16 protein-coding genes are annotated in these 17546 nt (G+C 74.2%); 7 read left to right on the top strand and 9 right to left on the bottom strand.

Annotated features, from left to right (window positions below):
• Nucleotides 1-341, top strand: a 341-nt coding sequence (locus ABZ564_RS30190; protein ID WP_360862325.1) for a zinc ribbon domain-containing protein, incomplete at its 5' end; no start/stop codon positions are given.
• 64 nt (nt 342-405) lie between these two features.
• Nucleotides 406-1704: a molybdopterin-dependent oxidoreductase gene (locus ABZ564_RS30185; RefSeq protein WP_360862323.1), complete on the top strand. Its 1299-nt coding sequence runs from the start codon at nt 406-408 to the stop codon at nt 1702-1704.
• 328 nt (nt 1705-2032) lie between these two features.
• Here the strand turns inward: ABZ564_RS30185 and ABZ564_RS30180 are convergent, their stop codons facing one another.
• From ABZ564_RS30180 to ABZ564_RS30170, 3 genes are read right to left on the bottom strand one after another with little or no spacing between them, the layout of a single operon-like run.
• On the bottom strand, nt 2033-2839 hold the full coding sequence (locus tag ABZ564_RS30180; RefSeq protein ID WP_360862321.1) for a methyltransferase domain-containing protein: 807 nt from the start codon (nt 2837-2839) through the stop codon (nt 2033-2035).
• Nucleotides 2836-3504, bottom strand: coding sequence for a DUF2064 domain-containing protein (locus tag ABZ564_RS30175; RefSeq protein ID WP_360862319.1), 669 nt, complete (start codon nt 3502-3504; stop codon nt 2836-2838). The genes ABZ564_RS30180 and ABZ564_RS30175 overlap by 4 nt, the downstream gene beginning before the upstream one ends.
• Entirely contained in the window at nt 3501-4205 is a 705-nt protein-coding gene (locus tag ABZ564_RS30170) for a glycosyltransferase family 2 protein (protein WP_360862318.1), read from the bottom strand. Before ABZ564_RS30170 ends, ABZ564_RS30175 begins: the two co-directional genes overlap by 4 nt.
• 123 nt (nt 4206-4328) lie before the next feature.
• On the opposite strand from ABZ564_RS30170, the gene ABZ564_RS30165 reads away from it, so the two are divergent.
• Nucleotides 4329-5165: a response regulator transcription factor gene (locus ABZ564_RS30165; RefSeq protein WP_360862316.1), complete on the top strand. Its 837-nt coding sequence runs from the start codon at nt 4329-4331 to the stop codon at nt 5163-5165.
• Nucleotides 5162-6268 carry a HAMP domain-containing sensor histidine kinase gene (locus tag ABZ564_RS30160; RefSeq protein WP_360862315.1) on the top strand — a complete coding sequence of 369 codons (1107 nt, stop codon included), beginning with the start codon at nt 5162-5164 and terminating at the stop codon, nt 6266-6268. The genes ABZ564_RS30165 and ABZ564_RS30160 overlap by 4 nt, the downstream gene beginning before the upstream one ends.
• A gap of 3 nt (nt 6269-6271) precedes the next feature.
• Here the strand turns inward: ABZ564_RS30160 and ABZ564_RS30155 are convergent, their stop codons facing one another.
• Nucleotides 6272-7348 carry an NAD-dependent epimerase/dehydratase family protein gene (locus tag ABZ564_RS30155; protein ID WP_360862313.1) on the bottom strand — a complete coding sequence of 359 codons (1077 nt, stop codon included), beginning with the start codon at nt 7346-7348 and terminating at the stop codon, nt 6272-6274.
• 92 nt (nt 7349-7440) lie between these two features.
• On the bottom strand, nt 7441-7851 hold the full coding sequence (locus ABZ564_RS30150) for a VOC family protein (protein ID WP_360862311.1): 411 nt from the start codon (nt 7849-7851) through the stop codon (nt 7441-7443).
• Between the two features lie 714 nt (nt 7852-8565).
• Between ABZ564_RS30150 and ABZ564_RS30145 the strand changes: the two genes are divergently transcribed.
• Both ABZ564_RS30145 and ABZ564_RS30140 read left to right on the top strand, forming a co-directional pair.
• Nucleotides 8566-8934 carry a hypothetical protein gene (locus ABZ564_RS30145; protein WP_360862310.1) on the top strand — a complete coding sequence of 123 codons (369 nt, stop codon included), beginning with the start codon at nt 8566-8568 and terminating at the stop codon, nt 8932-8934.
• 64 nt (nt 8935-8998) lie between these two features.
• Nucleotides 8999-9451 (top strand): flavodoxin family protein, encoded by a 453-nt coding sequence (locus tag ABZ564_RS30140; protein ID WP_360862308.1) that lies wholly within the window; start codon nt 8999-9001, stop codon nt 9449-9451.
• 219 nt (nt 9452-9670) lie between these two features.
• Here ABZ564_RS30140 and ABZ564_RS30135 read toward each other — a convergent pair whose 3' ends face one another.
• The 4 genes from ABZ564_RS30135 to ABZ564_RS30120 form a co-directional block, all read right to left on the bottom strand.
• A complete protein-coding gene (locus ABZ564_RS30135) occupies nt 9671-11296 on the bottom strand; it encodes an ABC-F family ATP-binding cassette domain-containing protein (RefSeq protein WP_360862307.1) in 1626 nt (541 codons plus the stop codon).
• Between the two features lie 78 nt (nt 11297-11374).
• The gene (abc-f, locus tag ABZ564_RS30130) at nt 11375-13009 is read right to left on the bottom strand and encodes a ribosomal protection-like ABC-F family protein (protein ID WP_360862305.1); all 1635 of its coding nucleotides are present in this window, start codon (nt 13007-13009) and stop codon (nt 11375-11377) included.
• Between the two features lie 241 nt (nt 13010-13250).
• On the bottom strand, nt 13251-14711 hold the full coding sequence (locus ABZ564_RS30125; RefSeq protein ID WP_360862303.1) for a sulfatase-like hydrolase/transferase: 1461 nt from the start codon (nt 14709-14711) through the stop codon (nt 13251-13253).
• Nucleotides 14708-15664, bottom strand: a complete 957-nt coding sequence (locus ABZ564_RS30120; protein ID WP_360862301.1) for a TauD/TfdA family dioxygenase — start codon at nt 15662-15664, stop codon at nt 14708-14710. The genes ABZ564_RS30125 and ABZ564_RS30120 overlap by 4 nt, the downstream gene beginning before the upstream one ends.
• A gap of 581 nt (nt 15665-16245) precedes the next feature.
• On the opposite strand from ABZ564_RS30120, the gene ABZ564_RS30115 reads away from it, so the two are divergent.
• Entirely contained in the window at nt 16246-17451 is a 1206-nt protein-coding gene (locus ABZ564_RS30115) for an ROK family transcriptional regulator (RefSeq protein WP_360862299.1), read from the top strand.
• Nucleotides 17452-17546: the final 95 nt, after the last annotated feature.

Here is a 17546-nt window from a genome sequence, read left to right as displayed (position 1 = left end):
CCATGGACTGCGCGTCGTGCGGAGCGAGAACCAAGCACGCACTTCCCCTTTCGGAACGTACCTACACCTGCACCGCATGCGGGATCTCGTCCCCCCGGGACAAGAACTCCGCCCGCGTGATGCTGGTCCGGGCTGGTCTCAACCCGGCTGGTGCTGATCGTGTAAGAGCCGGCGGACCGCGGGTCCCCGGCCAACGTGAGCCAGAAATCCCCGCCCTTCTTCAGGGCGGGGAGGACGTCAAGCAGGCACCGTACGCACCTGAGCGCCGCGACGGCGGATTCCGCCCGGTGCGTCACACAACCGTCAGATTCGAGGGCCCCGCCGTACGTTCGGCGGGGTGACGTCATCGTTTCGTCAGGAGTCGCGCCCACCGGTTCCCGGCGCCCCCGGCATAGCGTCAGGCGTATGGGCGACACCCGTCGGAACGGTCCGACACCCCCCGCTTCCCGGCCCCGGCGCTCCGCCGGCCTCCTCGCACGACTGCCGTCGGCGCCCGGTTTCTGGCGCAGCCCCGTGCGCGGCGTGCCGTTCACCGCCGTGCTCGGCCTCGTCCTGCTCGCCGGGATCACTCTGCTCTTCGTGACCGGCCTGCTGTCGTACGCCGCGTACAACCCGGACCTGAACCCGGTCAACGACAAGACACCGGACAAGGGGCTGCTCGGCTTCTACCTGTTCTCCTGGCCCACCTCACCGCACTGGCTCTACCGGCTGACGCAGGGACTCCACGTCACCGTGGGCATCGTGCTGGTCCCCGTCCTGCTGGCCAAACTGTGGTCGGTGGTGCCCCGGCTCTTCACCCTTCCCCCGGCCCGCTCCCTCGCCCACGCCCTGGAACGGATCTCGCTGCTCCTGCTGGTGGGCGGGGCGCTCTTCGAGTTCGTCACCGGGCTGCTCAACATCCAGCTGGAGTACCTGTTCCCCGGCTCCTTCTACCCGCTGCACTTCTACGGGGCATGGGTGTTCTTCGCCGCGTTCCTCGCCCACGCGGGGCTGCGCGTGCCGCAGGCCGTACGGGTGCTGCGGCGGGGCGGGCTGAACGGGCCGGTCCGGGACGATCCGCTGGAGTCGCCCGCCCCCGCCCCGCCGACCCTCTCCCGGCGCGGCGCCCTGGCCGTGGTGGGGGCGGGCTCACTGGTCCTGCTGGTCACCTCGGCCGGCCGGAGCTTCGACGGGACGCTGCGCCGCCTCGCCCTGCTCACCCCGCGCGGCGCCGCCGAACCGGGCTTTGGCCCCAACGGCTTCCAGATCAACAAGACGGCCGCGGCCGTCGGGATCACCACCGCGGACACCGGCGACGGCTGGTGGCTCACCGTCAGTGGCCCGGCCGGTGACCTGCGGCTCACCCGAGCCCGGCTGCTGGCCATGGACCAGCACAGCGCGGCCCTGCCCATCGCCTGCGTGGAGGGCTGGTCCACCTCGGACCAGTGGTGGCGCGGGGTACGGCTGAGTGACCTCGCGGCCCTCGCCGGATACCCGGACCGGCCGCCCGGTGTGCTGGTGGAGTCCTTGCAGCGCAGCGGCCCCTTCCGCCGGGCGGCCCTGCGGGACAACCAGGTCCGCGACCCGCGCTCCCTGCTGGCGCTGCGGGTCAACGGCGAGGACCTGTCCCCCGATCACGGCTACCCGGCCCGCGTCATCGTCCCCGCCGCCCCCGGAGTACTCAACACCAAATGGGTGTCCCGGCTGACCTTCGGAGAGCTGTGAACACGACCGGCCCGCGCGCCTTCCTGCGCCGCCGCTACGGGGCCGGGCCGACGCACCTCGTACTCCTGGCCGCCTCCTTCGCCCTCGCCGGCTACGCGGGCGTGCGCCTGCTGGCCGGCGACACGCTCGGGGTCGTCGCGTGGTTCGTGGGCGCGGCCCTCGTGCACGACCTGGTGCTCGTGCCCCTGTACGTGTCGGCGGACCTGGTGCTGCGCCGCCGCCTCGGACAGCGGAGGCCGGCATCCGTCAACTACGTACGGGTGCCGGCCTTCCTGTCCGGGCTGCTGCTGCTCGTGTGGTTCCCGCTGATCACGCGGCGGACCGAGCGCTACGAACCGGCGAGCGGACTGTCCCCGGACGTCTTCCTGGGGAACTGGCTGCTGATCACGGCCGCGCTGTTCCTGCTCTCGGCGCTCTCATTCGTCGTCCGGAGAGCCCGGGCGCGCCGCAGGGAGACGAAGGTGCGGCCCTCCGCCTCCCACTGATCGACGGTGCGCAGCCCGTGCGGGCGGGCGTACCCCACCAGCGCCGGGGTGCCGAGCCTGGCCCAGGGGAAGAGGCCCGCCGGGCCCCGCCCGGCCGGGGCGCTCCCGTCGTCCAGCCGCACCCGGACCCGCTCGTCGATGTCGTGCGGCACGGTCTCCGCGATGAGCAGTCCACCGGGCGCCAGCAGGTCCGCCGTCCGGCGCAGCAGCCCGTCCGGGTCGCCGCCGATGCCGATGTTGCCGTCGGCCAGCAGCACGGTGCCCCAGCGCCCCTCGCCGGGCAGCGGGTCGAACACCGACCGGCGCAGCGCGTAACCGCCGAGCCGGACGGTCCGGGCGACCGCGGCCTCACTGACGTCGATACCGAGGGCGCGGTGGCCGCGCGCCGCCAGTGCGGCGACCAGCCGGCCGGGCCCGCACCCGACGTCCAGGACCGGTCCCTCGCAGCGGCGCAGCGCCGACATGTCCGCCGCGTCCGCGCCGGCACACCAGCGCTCGACGTCCAGCGGCAGCAGCCAGCCGTCCGTACGGCGCAGGAAGAGCGGCCCGTGCCCGTTGCGCAGGGCGTTGGCGTACGGGTCGGTGCCCCAGACGTCGGCGTCCGGGTGCGCGGGGTCCAGCACTCCGCGGTCCCGGCCGGTACGGCTCATCGGGCGGCCGTTCGGACCGTCCGGGCCAGCTCGGCGGCGAACCGGCCGTGCGGTGCGAGCGCGGCGACCTCCGCCGCGTCGGCGGCCGTGTCCACGTCCCGCAGCCGAGGCAGGTCCCGCACGGCCAGCCCGGCGTCGACCAGCCGGCGCCGCTGCACCGCCCCCGTCTCCGGCACGGACATCGGCACACCGCGCAGCAGCCCGGGATCGGGCTCCGCCAGGCCCAGCGCCCAGAAACCGCCGTCCTTTGCCGGTCCGAACCAGGCATCGCATCCGTCCCAGGCCCCGGAGGACAGCGCGGGAGCCAGATCGGCCACCGTGATCTGCGGGGTGTCCATCCCGATCAGCAGGGCCGGCCCGGTGCACGCCCCGAACGCGGCGGCCAGCCGCTCGTCGAGCCCTCCCGTGCCCTGTTCCACGACCTCGATGCCCGGCGGCAGCCAGGGCCCGGGCGCCCCGTCCAGGACGACGACGCGCCGTGCTGCCGGCAGGGTCGCGACGGTGTGCAGGGTGTCGGCGAGCGCAGCCTCGGCGAGACGGGCGGCCTCGGCGGGGGAGAAGGGCGGGGTGAGCCGCGTCTTGACCCGTCCGGGCAGCGGCTCCTTCGCGATGACCAGCACGGTCGTCACCCCGGCCGGGGCGGCGCCGGGCGTCACCGGGCTCATCGGGGCACCCCTGCCCGGACCGGCGGCTCGCCCAGCACGGCCCGCATGTCACGCACCGCGTGCCAGGTCCCCAGCCAGGTACCGGTGACCTTCGACTTCCCGGTACGCGCGAGGTACGGGACGTCCGTCTCGGCCACCCTCAGCCCCGCGTCGGCCGCCCGCACCACCATCTGCAACGGGTAGCCGCTGCGCCGGTCGGTGAGCCCGAGCGCCAGCAGATCGGCCCGGCGCCCCGCCCGCATGGGACCGAGATCGCGCAGCCGCAGTCCGGTGCGGCGGTGCAGCATCCGGGACAGTGCCGCGTTGCCCGCCCGCGCGTGCAGCGGCCAGGCGCCGCGCCCCTCGGGGCGGCGGCGGCCGAGCAGCAGATCGCACTCGCCGTCGGCGACCCGGCGGACGAAGCCGGGCAGCAGCGCCGGGTCCAGCGAGCCGTCGCAGTCGCAGAAGCAGACGAACTCCGCCTCACTGGCGAGCAGCCCGGCCTGGCAGGCCGCGCCGAAACCGCGCCGGGGCTCGCGCACCACGGTCGCGCCGAGCGAACGGGCCACATCGGCCGAGCCGTCGGTCGAACCGTTGTCGACCACGATCGCCCGCCAGCCCCGGGGCACCCGGGCCAGCACGCCGGGCAGCGCCGCCGCCTCGTCGAGACAGGGCAGGACGAGGTCGGCATGGGGTCCTGAATCATCGGAAGGAAGGATCACCCGGCTCACCCTACGGAGCGGAAACCGGCATTCCGGGCATCGGATCTTACGAAACGTGGACGTCGCCCGGTGGCGGCCCGTCCGCGTTTCCGGCCGGGCCGCCCCGGGTGCCAGGGTGGTCCCATGCAGACGACCCCGCCCACACCGCCTTCCGCCCCCGCCGGCGGGGCGCCCGCGGCACGGACGGCCCCAAAGGACGCGGTCGGGCCGCACCCCGCAGTTCCGGCACGCGGTCACGTCCTCGTCGTCGACGACGACCCGACCGTCGCCGAGGTGGTCACCGGATACCTGACCGGGGCCGGCTACGACGTCGCCCGCGCGGCGGACGGACCGGCCGCACTCGCGGCGTACGCGGCCCGCCGGCCGGATCTGGCGGTCCTGGACCTCATGCTGCCCGGCATGGACGGGTTCGAGGTCTGCCGCCGCATGCGGGCCCAGGGCCCGGTGCCCGTCATCATGCTGACCGCGCGCGGCGACGAGGACGACCGCATCCTCGGCCTCGAAACAGGCGCGGACGACTACGTGACCAAGCCGTTCAGCCCGCGCGAGCTCGTCCTGCGCGTCGACTCCGTCCTGCGGCGCGCCAGGGCGGCCGCGGCCCCCGCCGGGCCGCCCGCCCCGCTCGAAGGCGCCGGGCTCGTCCTCGACCCGGCGGCCCGGCGCGCCACCTGCCGGGGCCGGCAGCTCTCCCTCACCCTCCGCGAGTTCGACCTGCTCGCCTTCCTCCTGCGCCACCCGGGCCGGGTCTTCACCCGGGAGGAACTGATGCGCGAGGTCTGGGGCTGGGACTTCGGGGACCTGTCGACGGTCACGGTGCACGTACGCCGCCTGCGCGGGAAGGTCGAGTCCGACCCGGCCCACCCGGAGCTGATCCGTACGGTCTGGGGCGTCGGCTACCGCCTCGACGCGGCCCCGGAACCGTCCGCGGGCGAAGAGCGGAACTCCGGAGCCCCGCGATGACCGACCTGCTCCTCATCGCCCTCTTCGCCTTCCTCGGCGCCGCCACCGCGGGACTGCTCGGGGCGCTCGCGCTGCGGTTCTCCCGGCACCGCTCGCTCGTCGTCTCCCTGAGCATCGTGGCCGCCGTGGCCGTGACCGCGATGCTCGCCGGGACCCTGGCCGTCGCCTGGGCGATGTTCCTGTCACCGCACGACCTGTCCGTGGTCACCACCGTCGTCGCCATGGCCGCCGTCGTCTCGCTCGTCACGGCGATGCTGCTCGGCCGCTGGGTCGCCGCCCGCAGCCGCGAGCTGACCCTGGCCGCCCGCTCCTTCGGCGACGGCGGCACCTTCGCGGCGCCCGAGGCCCCGGCCACCGCCGAACTCGCCGCCCTCACCCGCGAACTCGCCGCCACCAGTGCCAAGCTGGACAGCTCGCGGATGCGGGAACGCGCTCTGGAGACCTCGCGGCGCGAACTCGTCGCCTGGATCTCGCACGACCTGCGCACCCCGCTCGCGGGGCTGCGCGCCATGTCCGAGGCGCTGGAGGACGGCATGGCCGTCGACTCCCCGCGCTACCTGCGCCAGATCCGCACCGAGGTGGAGCGGATGAACGACATGGTCGGCGACCTCTTCGAGCTCTCCCGTATCCACGCCGGCTCGCTCGCGCTGACCCCGACCCGTGTCTCCGTCTACGACCTCGTGGGCGACGCCCTCGCCGGCGCGGACCCGCTCGCCCGCGAACACGGGGTGCGGCTGGTCGGCGGACGGATCGAGGAGGTGCCCGTGGAGGTGGACGGCAAGGAGATGAGCCGGGTCCTGGGCAACCTCCTGATCAACGCGATCCGCCGGACGCCCGCCGACGGGACCGTCGCCGTCGCGGCGCACCGCGCGGGGGACGGTGTGGTCCTGTCGGTGACCGACGGCTGCGGCGGTATCCCGGAGGAGGACCTGCCGAGGGTCTTCGACACGGGGTGGCGCGGCAGCCACGCCCGTACGCCGCCGGCCGGCGCGGGTCTCGGGCTCGCCATCGTGCGGGGAATCGTCGAGGCGCACGCCGGCCGGGCCGAGGTCCGCAACGTCAACGGCGGCTGCTGCTTCGAGGTGACGCTGCCTTCGGCCTGAGCCTCAGGCGGGCAGACCCGCCCCGGCCTCCCGCAGCGGCGCCGCCGCGAAATCGGCCATGCCCTCCGCGAACCCCACCACCGGCCGCCAGCCCAGTTCCTCCCGCAGCCGCCGCGAGTCCGCCGTGATGTGGCGTACGTCCCCGAGCCGGAACTCACCGGTCACCACGGGTGCCGGACCACCGTGGGCCGTCGCCAGCGCCTCGGCCATCTCGCCGATCGTGTGCGGCTCGCCGCTGCCGGTGTTGTACGCCGCGAAGCCGCCCGGAGGGCGGGCGCCGACGGCCTCCAGCGCCACCGTGTTCGCGGCGGCCACGTCCCGTACATGGACGAAGTCGCGCCGCTGGCCGCCGTCCTCGAAGACACGCGGCGCCTCGCCCCGGGCCAGGGCCGACCGGAAGAACGACGCGACACCCGCGTAGGGCGTGTCGCGGGGCATGCCGGGCCCGTACACGTTGTGGTAGCGCAGCGAGACCGCGCTCCCGCCCGTCGCCCGCGCCCAGGACGCCGCGAGGTGCTCCTGCGCGAGCTTGGTCGCCGCGTAGACGTTGCGCGGGTCGGCCGGCGCGTCCTCCGAGACCAGTCCGGGGGCCGGCGCGGCCCCGCAGTCCGGGCAGCGCGGCTCGAAGCGGCCCGCCGCCAGGTCCGCCCGGTCCCTGGGACCCGGCCGGACGGTGCCATGACGCGGACAGGAGTAACGGCCCTCGCCGTAGACCACCATCGACCCGGCGAGCACCAGACTCCGCACCCCGGCCCCGGCCATCGCGGCGAGCAGGACGGCCGTGCCCAGGTCGTTGCACCCCACGTACTCCGGGGCGTCCGCGAAATCCTTGCCCAGGCCGACCATCGCCGCCTGGTGGCACACCGCGTCCACCCCGCGCAGCGCGCGGTCCACGGCCGCGCGGTCCCGTACGTCCCCGACGATCATCCCGCCGTCGTCCCCGGGGGGCCGGCGCACGGCAGCGCCGTGCGCCGACGGGAGCAGTGCGTCCAGTACCACCGCCTCGTGCCCGGCGGAGGTGAGACTGCGGACGATCTCCGACCCGATGAAACCGGCTCCGCCGGTGACAAGTACGCGCATGAACGCCACGCTAGGACGTGCGCGCCCCCGTCAGGCGCTTTCGCCGCGGCACGTCACGGGACCGTAAGCCTTCGGGCGGCGGGTCCGGCCGCTCAGCGCAGTTCCTGGATGCGGACCAGGTTGCCCGCCGGGTCGCGGAACGCGCAGTCGCGGATGCCGTACGGCTGCTCGGTCGGTTCCTGGACCACCTCGGCGTCCCCGGCCTGCACCTTTTCGAAGGTGGCGTCGAGGTCGCGGGTGGCCAGCAGGATCCAGCCGTACGTGCCCTTGGCCATCATCTCGGTGATGGTGCGCCGCTCGTCCTCGGTGATGCCCGGGTCCGCGGCCGGCGGAGCCAGCAGGATCGACGTGCTGGGCTGGTCCTTGGGGCCGACGGTGATCCAGCGCATTTTGCCCTGGCCCACGTCGTTGCGGACCTCGAAGCCGAGCGTGTCACGGTAGAACGCGAGGGACTCCTCCGGGTCGTCGTGCGGGAGGAAGCTGGTGTGAATGGTGATGTCCATGAAGATCATGCTAGGGACGGCCTCCCCGCCCCGCTTCTCGATTCCTGACCGATCGGTGGCACGGCGCCGGAGGCCGTCCGTACCACCCCGCTGCCCGAAGAGGCACCGGGCGGTGCCCCGCGGCGGACAGTGCCGGGCTGGACGGGGCAGCGGGGCGTCCACCAGGGTGGAGGGCCGGTAGGAGCGGGCGGTCCGCCGCGACCGCGTGGCGTGGGCCTGCCCGGTGCGGTCAGGGGAGATGACGGTGAACGCACAGGACCACGACCACCAGCACGAGCACGCCCCCGAGCGGGACCGCCACCCTCCGCCCCGGGACACCGGGGACGAGCACGAGCGGCTGCCGGCCGGCCACCTGCACGGTGCGACGGCCGAGGCGCCCGCCACCTCGGACACCCGGGACGCGGACTCCGGCGCGCACCACCTCTTCCGGGCCGCCGTCACCGGACGGACCGACGTGGTCGGCACCGCCGGCATGGGGGTCCTCCAGCGCACGGTCGGCAACGCCGCGCTCGGCCCGGTGATCCAGCGCGCCCGGGCCGCGGCTGGGGATACCCCTCGCCCTGCTCCTCGTGCCGGCCGCCGTGTGGTTCGCGCTGCCGCACCTGTCCGGGCTGCTGGGCCTCGCCAAGGACGAGACGGGTGCGCCGGAATCCATGCCGCCCTCCGCGTGCCACGGCTCCAGCGCGGCATCGGGGGCACGCCGCCGGCGCGGCGGTGGACGGCTTCAACAACCGCTACTGGGCGCCGAAGAAGACCGGCGACGGGGCGGGGGAGTTCCTGGAGTGCGAGTTCGACTCACCGGTGCGGATGCGGAAGATGGTGGTGTTCTCCGGGACGTCGGCACGCAAGGACGAGTTCCTGACGCAGGCCCGGCCGGCCAGGATCATCGCCGAACTGACGGCGAAGGACGGCACCAGGAGCACGCGTACGATCCGCCTCGCCGACCAGGCCGGCCGGCAGACCTTCGACGTCCGGGGCTCGCAGACGGTCCGGGTCCGCCTCACGGTCGACTCGGCGTACGGCACCGGCGAGGACCGCCGGGTGGCGATCGCCGAGATCGAGTTCTTCGGCCACCGCTCCTGACACCACCGCGCACGAGCCGTACCCGGCTTGCGGCGACGGGAGGGGCACTGCAGGCTTCGGTGCTGTGCCCACTCTCCTGATCGTGCATCACACGCCATCGCCGAACTGCCAGGCCCTCTTCGAGGCCGTCGTCTCCGGCGCGACGACCGACGAGATCGAGGGCGTACGCGTCGTACGGCGCGCCGCACTCGCCGCCACGGCCTCCGACGTCCTCGCGGCGGACGGACTGCTCCTCGGCACCCCGGCGAACCTCGGATACATGTCCGGGGCACTCAAGCACTTCTTCGACCAGATCTACTACCCGTGCCTCGACACCACGCAGGGCCGGCCCTTCGGCTACTACGTGCACGGCGGCAACGACGTCACGGGCGCCGTGCGCGGCATCGAGACGATCACGACGGGCCTCGGCTGGCGCCGGGCGGCGGACGCCGTGAAGGTGACGGGCGAGCCGGCCAGGGCCGACACGGAGGCGTGCTGGGAGCTGGGAGCCACGCTGGCGGCGGGCCTGACGGAGTGACGTCGGACTGCGGGACGGCACCGGCCCGGGACCGTACGACTTCATCCGCACCCCCAGCCGGAGGTTCCGGATGGACGTGCACCGTGACCCCGGGAAGACGCGCCGGGCCGCTGATCCGCGCGGGAGCCGGCCGGGCGCCGGGGGAGCCGGCCGGGCGCCGGGGGAGCAGTGCGCGCACGGAACCGCCGGGGCGCCGCCGCGCCCCGGCCTCCGCGACCGCTAAGCGCCCAGACGCAGTTCGCGCCCCCGCCAGCGTCGTCGCAGCCAGCGGTCGTGGCTGGCCACCACGATCGCGCCGGGCCCGGGGCCCAGCGCCTCCTCCAACTCGTCGCACAGCGCGGGGGAGAGGTGGTTGGTGGGCTCGTCGAGGAGCAGCAGCTCCGGCGGGCGGGCCATCAGCAGCGCGAGGGCGAGCCTGCGGCGCTGGCCCGCCGACAGCTGCCGCACCGCCTTGTCCGCGTCCGCCTCGTGCAGCAGACCCAGTGAGGCCAACGGCACCCGCTCGGCCCGCTCGGCGCCCAGCACCCGTTCGTAGGTGTCGCCGACGGTAAGGTCCGGCCGGGTGAACACGGTGTCCTGCGCGAGCACCCCGACGGACAGGCCGGGCCGCCGGGTCACCTCGCCCCGCGCGACCGGCCGCCCGGCGAGCACCGCGAGCAGCGTCGACTTCCCCGTACCGTTGCCGCCCGTCACCAGCAGGCGTTCGGACGCCCCGATGTCGAGCCGGTCGACGGCAAGCCGGCCGGGGAACCGGACCTCGCGCAGGGACACCAGCGTGCCCGGCTCGGGCGGCTCGGCCCGTGCGGTGTACCGGAACCGCAGCGGACGGGGCGGCTCGGCGACCTGGCGGCGCTCCGCCTCGTCGAGCCTGCGGGTGGCGTTGCGCACCCGGCGCGCGATCTGGCTCTGCACCCGCCCGGCCCGCAGCCCGTACCCCATCTTCTCGCTGTCACGGGGCCCGCGGTCCGGCGCGACCTGGCGTGCGGTCACCGCGGCCGAGCGGCGCAGCGCCTCGATCTCCTCCCGCTCCTCGGCGTACCGCCGCTCCCACCGCGCCCGCTCCGCGCGCTTCTCGGCCAGGTAGGCGCTGTACCCGCCGCCGTACCGCACCGGCCCCTCGACCGCCGGATCGAGGTCGACGAGGTCCGTGCACACGGCGTCGAGGAACGCCCGGTCGTGTCCGGCGATCACCACGGGGCCCGGCATCGTCCGCAGCTGCTCCTCCACGAACGCGGCGGCCTCGTCGTCGAGATGGTTGGTCGGCTCGTCCAGCAGCAGGGCGGACGGCCGCCGTACGAGCAGCGCGGCGAGTGCCAGCCGGCCGCGCTGCCCGCCCGAGAGCGAGCGGAGCGTCCGCTCGTGCGGCAGGGAGCCGAGGCCGAGGCCGCCGAGCAGGACGGCCGCGCGCCGGTCGGCGTCCCAGGACTCCCGTTCCTCGGCCTGTTCGAGCCGCCGGCCGTACGTCTCCAGAAGCTGCGCGTACTCCGGAGAGCTCTCGGGCGTACGGGTGAGGAGTACGGAGAGCCGGTCGAGCTCCGCGAGGTCGGCCCGGGCCTCGCGCAGCGCGTCGTCCAGGACGCCGGCGACGGTGGAGTCCGCGTCGAAGGGCATCTCCTGGTGCAGGAAGCCCACATCGGCGGGCCGGGTGACCTGCCCGGCGTCGGGCTCGTCCACCCCGGCGAGCAGCCGCAGCAGAGTCGACTTGCCGACACCGTTCTCGCCGATCAGGCCGATGCGGTCGCCGGGCGACGCGGTGAGCGACACCCCGTCGAGGACGCGTTTCGTGCCGAGGGTGCGGACGAGGTCGTGGGCGAGCAGGGCGGACGGACGGGTGGGAACGGTCATGGGTACCTCCGACGTGATCGGTTCGGGGCCCGCCGGGCACGGAGCCTCGGGCGCGGGCGTGCACGGCACGTCAGCGGTTCACGTCTCCGGCGCCCCCGTCTCCCGCAGCTCCCCGTCCGCCAGCCTCAGCCACCGCTCCACGCCGATCCGCTCCAGGAACCGCTCGTCGTGGCTGACCACCACGAACGCCCCGCGGTACGAAGCGAGCGCGCTCTCCAGCTGCCCGGCGCTCACCAGGTCGAGGTTGTTCGTCGGCTCGTCCAGGAGCAGCAGTTGCGGGGCCGGTTCCGCGCACAGGACGCAGGCCAGCGTGGCCCGCAGCCGTTCACCGCCCGACAGCACCCGGACGGGCAGGTGGGCGCGGTCGCCGCGGAAGAGGAAGCGCGCGAGCAGATTCATCCGCTCGGCCTCCTCCCGGTGCGGGGCGAACGCGGCGAAGTTCTCGGCCACCGTGCGGTCGAGGTCGAGCAGGTCGAGCCGCTGCGAGAGGTACGCGATCCGCCCGTCGGCGCGCCTGACCGACCCGTCGTGGGGCTCCAGGTCACCGTTGACCAGGCGCAGCAGGGTGCTCTTGCCGGCGCCGTTGGGCCCGGTCAGCGCGATGCGCTCGGGGCCCCGGACGGTGAGGTCGATCCCCGAGCCGGAGAACTGCTCCCGGCCGCCGAGGCGCACCCGCACCTGCTCGCAGAGGAGGACGGTGCGGCCGGCGGGCACGTCGGTGTCGGGCAGGTCGAGCGTGATGCGCTGCTCGTCGCGTACCGCACGCCCCGCCTCGTCGAGACGGGCCTGCGCCTCGCCGACCCGGGAGGCGTGTGTCTGGCCGGAGCGGCCGGCGGACTCCTGGGCGCCCCGCTTCATGTTCCCGGCGAAGATGCGGGGGAGACCCGCGTTCTTGAGGTTGCGGGCCGCGTTGCTCGCGCGCCGCTCGGCCCGTTCGCGGGCCTGTTGCATCTCGCGCTTCTCCCGCTTCAGCTCCTGCTCCGCGTTGCGGACGTTCTTCTCGGCCACCTCCTGCTCGGCCCGCACGGCCTCCTCGTACGCCGTGAAGTTGCCCCCGTACAGGCGCAGTTCCTCCCGTCCGAGTTCGGCGATGCGGTCCATGCGGTCCAGGAGCGCGCGGTCGTGGCTGACGAGGAGCAGCGTGCCGCTCCACGTCTCCAGCGTGTCGTAGAGGCGGTGGCGCGCGTCGAGGTCGAGGTTGTTGGTCGGCTCGTCCAGCAGCAGGACGTCCGGCCGCTTCAGCAGCTGGGCCGCCAGCCCGAGCGAGACGACCTGGCCGCCGCTGAGCGTGCCGATGCTCCGGTCCAGGGCGATGTCGTCGAGACCGAGCCGGTCGAGCTGGGCGCGGGTGCGCTCCTCGATGTCCCAGTCGTCACCGATGACGGCGAAGTGCTTCTCGTCCACGTCACCCGACTCCACGGCGTCCAGTGCGCGGATCACCGCGGCCACGCCGAGGACCTCGGCGACCGACAGGTCACCGGTCAGGGGGAGGCTCTGCGGGAGGTGCCCCAGCGTGCCGGCGACGGTGACGGAGCCTGCGCTCGGGCGCAGCTCGCCGGCGATCAGCTTGAGCAGCGTGCTCTTGCCGGAGCCGTTGGGAGCGACGAGACCGGTGTGGCCGCTGCCCACCGTGAAGGACAGGCCCGAGAAGACCGGCGTGTCGTCCGGCCAGGAGAAGGAGAGGTTCGAACAGATGAGGGATGCGTCGGACATGCGGAGACCTCGCGTGTGAATCCGGGGACGGCAGACATCACGGCCCGGAGAAATGGTCTGAGGGAACAACGACATGGCCACTGCGGCGGCGCCCTGGGCGCCCGCTGCGGCTATGGGGCTCCGGGATCACCCGGAGATGTCGTCGTCGCCTGCCATGTCTGGTCTCCTCGGTACACGCTGAACGGCATGACGATCTTAGCAGGTGCACCGGCCCCCCGGGTGGTGGAGGGGCCGGCGCAGGTCACGGGCGGGGGCGATGGCCGAACCGGACCCCCTCCCACGGTGCTCCGGCCGGGAAGGACTCCGCGCGCCGCTGCCCGGCCGCGCGGGCCGCGGCGCGCTCGACGACGGGCTTCGCGCCCTCGATTCTCTCCAGCCAGCCCAGCAGCTCCCGGCGCAGCTCGTCGGCGACCGCGCGGTGCGACTCCAGCCCGGCGAGATTGTCCAGCTCGTACGGGTCGGCCGCCAGGTCGTACAGCTCCGTCTCCGTGTAGTGATCGGCGTCCGGTTCGTTCCAGGCGTCCGCGCCCCGCGCCTCCACGGCGTACTTCCACCGCGAGGTGCGCACCGCTCGCCCCACCCGGTCCTCGCTGATCTGGACGAAAGCGGAATCCTGCCTGCCGGGATCGCGGCCGCCGCCGGTCAGCGGCAGCAGTGAGCGCCCCTGCACACCCGGCGGGACCGGGAGGCCGGCGGCCGCCAGCAGCGTCGGCATCAGGTCCAGCGTGCCGACGGGCCGCCGGACGAGACCGCCGCCGGTGAAGCCGGGGCCGGTGATCGCGAAGGGGACCCGGACCGAGGCCTCGTGGGCCGACCGCTTGTACTCGCTGTTGCGGGTACGGAAGTGGGAGCCGTGGTCCGCCGTCCACGCCAGGACCGTGTTCTCCGCGGTGCCCAGGCCGCGCAGGGCGTCGCGGAGCCGGCCCACGCCCTCGTCGACCCGCTTGATCTGTCCGAGGTACCCGCCCAGATGGCGGTGGGCGCCGCCCTGCGCGGCCCCCGGAGCGAGCGCCGCCAGGTCCGGCGGCAGCCAGGCGCCCTCGTACCGCTCGCGGTAGCCCGCCGGCGCCGGGTAGTCGTCAGTGGGGTTCTGGTGGTGCGGCTCCAGGAGGGAGACGAAGAGGAGGTAGGGGCGGTCGTGGTGGTCGGCGACGAAGCGGATCGCCGCGTCGATCAGCGCGTCCGACCGGTAGCCGGGCAGCCGGACCGGCTCCCCGTCCTCGTCGTACACCACCGTGCGGTAGGCGTCCGAGGTGAATTCGAGCCGGTCCGAGGCGAGCCAGGTGCCGTAGCCGCCCCGAAGACCGGGCGGGACGGGGCCGTCGGGGTGGTCCTCTCCGGCCAGGTGCCACTTCCCGATGTAGCCGGTGGCGTACCCGGCCGCCGCGAACTCCCCGGCGAGCGTGGGGATGTCGCCGGGCAGTGGCAGCCCGTTGCGGAAGACACCGGTCGCGGTCGGGTACCGCCCGGTCTGCAGTGCCGAACGGGCGGGCGCGCAGACCGGGTTGGCGGTGACGGCCTGTTCGAACAGGGTGCCCTCGCGGGCGATCCGGTCGAACTCGGGCGTCACACCGGCCCGGTTGCCGTGCACCCCGGCCGTGTCCCAGCGCTGCTGGTCGGTGAGGACGACGATCACCTGGGGACGCGCCCCGGCGGGCGGCGCCGAGGCACCGCCCGCCGGGGTGGTGGAGTACTCGCTCACGCGGCCGGCGCCTCGGTGGTGGAGGCACCCGACGCGATGCCGAAGGACGGGTCCGGCACGGCCTCGGGGCTGATCAGGGTGGAGGAGCGGCCGTCCACGCCGACCGGGACGTCACCGTCGATGGTGACGCGGCGCAGCTTGCGCTCGTGGGTGTCGGAGTCGTCCACGCCGTAGTGCTGGGTGGCGCGGTTGTCCCAGATCGCGACGTCGCCCACCTGCCAGTCCCAGCGCACGGTGTTCTCCGGGCGCTCGATGTGGGACTGGAACAGGTCGACCAGGGCCCGCGAGTCGCGGCCGTTCAGACCGCTGATGCGCTGCACGAAGTTGCCCAGCAGCAGGACGCGTTCACCGGTCTCGGGGTGGACGCGGACCACCGGGTGCTCGGTGAGGAACTTCGTCGACGTGAAGACCTCCCGGTACTGCTGAAGTGCCTCCGGCAGGGCGTTGGGACGCACCGAGACGTAGTCGTAGTCGTTGGAGTGGACGGCCCGCAGCCCGTCCGCCAGGGTGCGCAGCTGCTCGGGCAGCTCCGCGTAGGCGGCGGCCGTGTTGGACCACAGGGTGTTGCCGCCGTACGGGGGGATCACGACGGCGCGCAGGACGGAGAAGGCCGGGTAGGCGGGGACGAAGGTGACATCGGTGTGCCACTGGTTGGCCCGGCCGCCGTGGTCGGAGTCGATGCCGAGCGAGTAGCGCCCGTCGGCCGAGGGCACGGTCGGGTGGGCGACCGGCGTGCCGAGCAGCCGGCCGAACGCCTCGTGGCTCTCCTCGTCCAGGTGGTCCTGCCCGCGGAAGAAGACGACCTTGTGGGCGAGGAGCGCGGCGCGGACGGAGGCGACCGTCTCCGGGTCGAGGTCGCCGCCGAGCCGGACACCGGAGATGACCGCGCCGATGCGGCCGCCCAGCTGCTGGACGGTGACGGCGGGGGCGGGAGCGGTGGTGGTGGAGGACATGGGGATTCCCTTCGCGAACGTGCTCGGCGGCGGTCGGACGCGGGGCGTGACCGGCGGCGAGCTGATTAATTGTGGAGAGGAAGTAATTCGGGCGGGCCGCGCCCAGGGCGGAGACAGAGGCGTTGCCCGGAGCGACCGTGCGCAGGTGTCCGTTTCCGGAACGGGAGCGCGGGGGAGTGCGGTGAGATGTCTGCCGGTGAGGGTCAGGGCCTGCCGCTGAGGTCAGGCGGCGGTACAGCGGCCCGGACACACGGGCTGCGGGGCGGGGCGGCCGGCGCGGGCGGGCCGCGCATCGGTGAGTGCCGTCGCGAACATGTCCCGGAGACTTGCAGCGCCCCGCCGTGTACGTCAAGCACCCGCCGGCGCCCCGCAGGGCGTGCGGCAGTGGTTCAATCGGCGCCTGCACGGGGTCGCGGACCATCCGGAAAAGAGCCGAAATCCCTTGCTCGACCTGCGAGTTCACCCTTTCGGCCCGGCGGTTTCCGGGCGTCGTCGCCGAGCCGGGTCATTGGCCCCGTGCGATTTCACGCCGCCGTAACGTTGCGAGCGCCCCGCCGGCGCAGGACCGAAGGAAGGCCCCCATGACCGCCGCTCCCCGCCTCTTCCGTGCGACCGGTGACGCAAGGCGCGAGACCAACGCCGCCACCGTGCTGCGCACCGTCCTCGACCACGGGCCCGTCGCCCGCCGGACGATCGCCGAACGCTCCGGCCTGAGCCAGGCCGCCGTCTCACGGCAGTGCACCGACCTCGTACGGCTGGGCCTGGTGCGGGAGTTGCCCCAACCGGGCGCCGGCAACGGTGTGGGCCGGCCGCAGATCCCGGTCGACCTGCACACGGGGGAGAGCAGCGGTCCCCTGGTCGCCGGGGTCCACATCGGGGTACCCGTCTCGACGTTCGGGCTCCTCGACCTGCGTGGCCGGCTCCTCGACCGGCGCACCCTCCCGCACGAGGACCTCGCCCCCGGGGACCTGCCGTCGAGGATCGTCCAGGGGCTGCGCGCCTTCCTGGACGACGCCCCGCCCGGCAGGCGGCTGCTCGGGGTGGGCGCCGCCCTAGGCGGCTGGGTCGACCCGGGCACGGGCACGGCCGTGCGGCACGCCTCGCTCGGCTGGTCGGACCGGCCGCTGGCCGCCGAACTCGCCCGTGGCCTGGGCGGGTTCGAGGTGCGCGTCGACAACCACGCCCGCGCGGTCGCCCAGTCCGAGATCCTGTTCGGCCGGCCCGAGGCCCGGCGCAGCCTGGTCCACCTGTTCATCGGCAACGTGGTCGACGCCGCCCTCGGCATCACCGGGGTGGTGCACCAGGGGCCGGGGTCCGGCGCCGGGGACGTGGCCCATCTGCCCGTGCCCGACTCCACGGCGGTCTGCCCCTGCGGACGCTCCGGCTGCCTGGAGGCGACCGTCTCCAACACCGCCATGGCGCGGACCGCCGTACGGCGCTCCATCGTGCCCTGGCCCGACGCCTTCCTGGTGGTCGACGCGGCGGCGGCCGGGGACCGGCGTGCCGACCGGCTGCTGCGCGAAAGGGCCCGCGCGGTCGGCCGTGCGACGGCCCTGCTGCTCGACGTCCTCAACCCGGACCTGGTGGTCGTCACCGAACACGCCAGCCTGGTCAACCCGGAGTACCTGGAGGAGATCCGGGGCGCCGCGGTCGACCACTCGCATGTCTGCCAGGACCCCGAACGCGTCGTCAGTCCGCATGCCGGGACGGCCGTCCTCCCGGTCGCGGCCGGTGCCGTCGCACTGAATCCCCTGTTCAGAAGCCCTCTTGCGGTATCGGCCGGGTAGTCGTCCGAGGAGGGGCGGAAAGCGCTCCGTACCAGAATGCGGACAACGCAGGTTGACCGTCCGCCGAGGCCGCTGCCATATTGCTCCCGTGAACC

The sequence above is a fragment of the Streptomyces sp. NPDC019224 genome (assembly GCF_040632605.1).
GTDB lineage: Bacteria > Actinomycetota > Actinomycetes > Streptomycetales > Streptomycetaceae > Streptomyces.
This window is presented reverse-complemented; position numbering and strand designations above follow the sequence as displayed.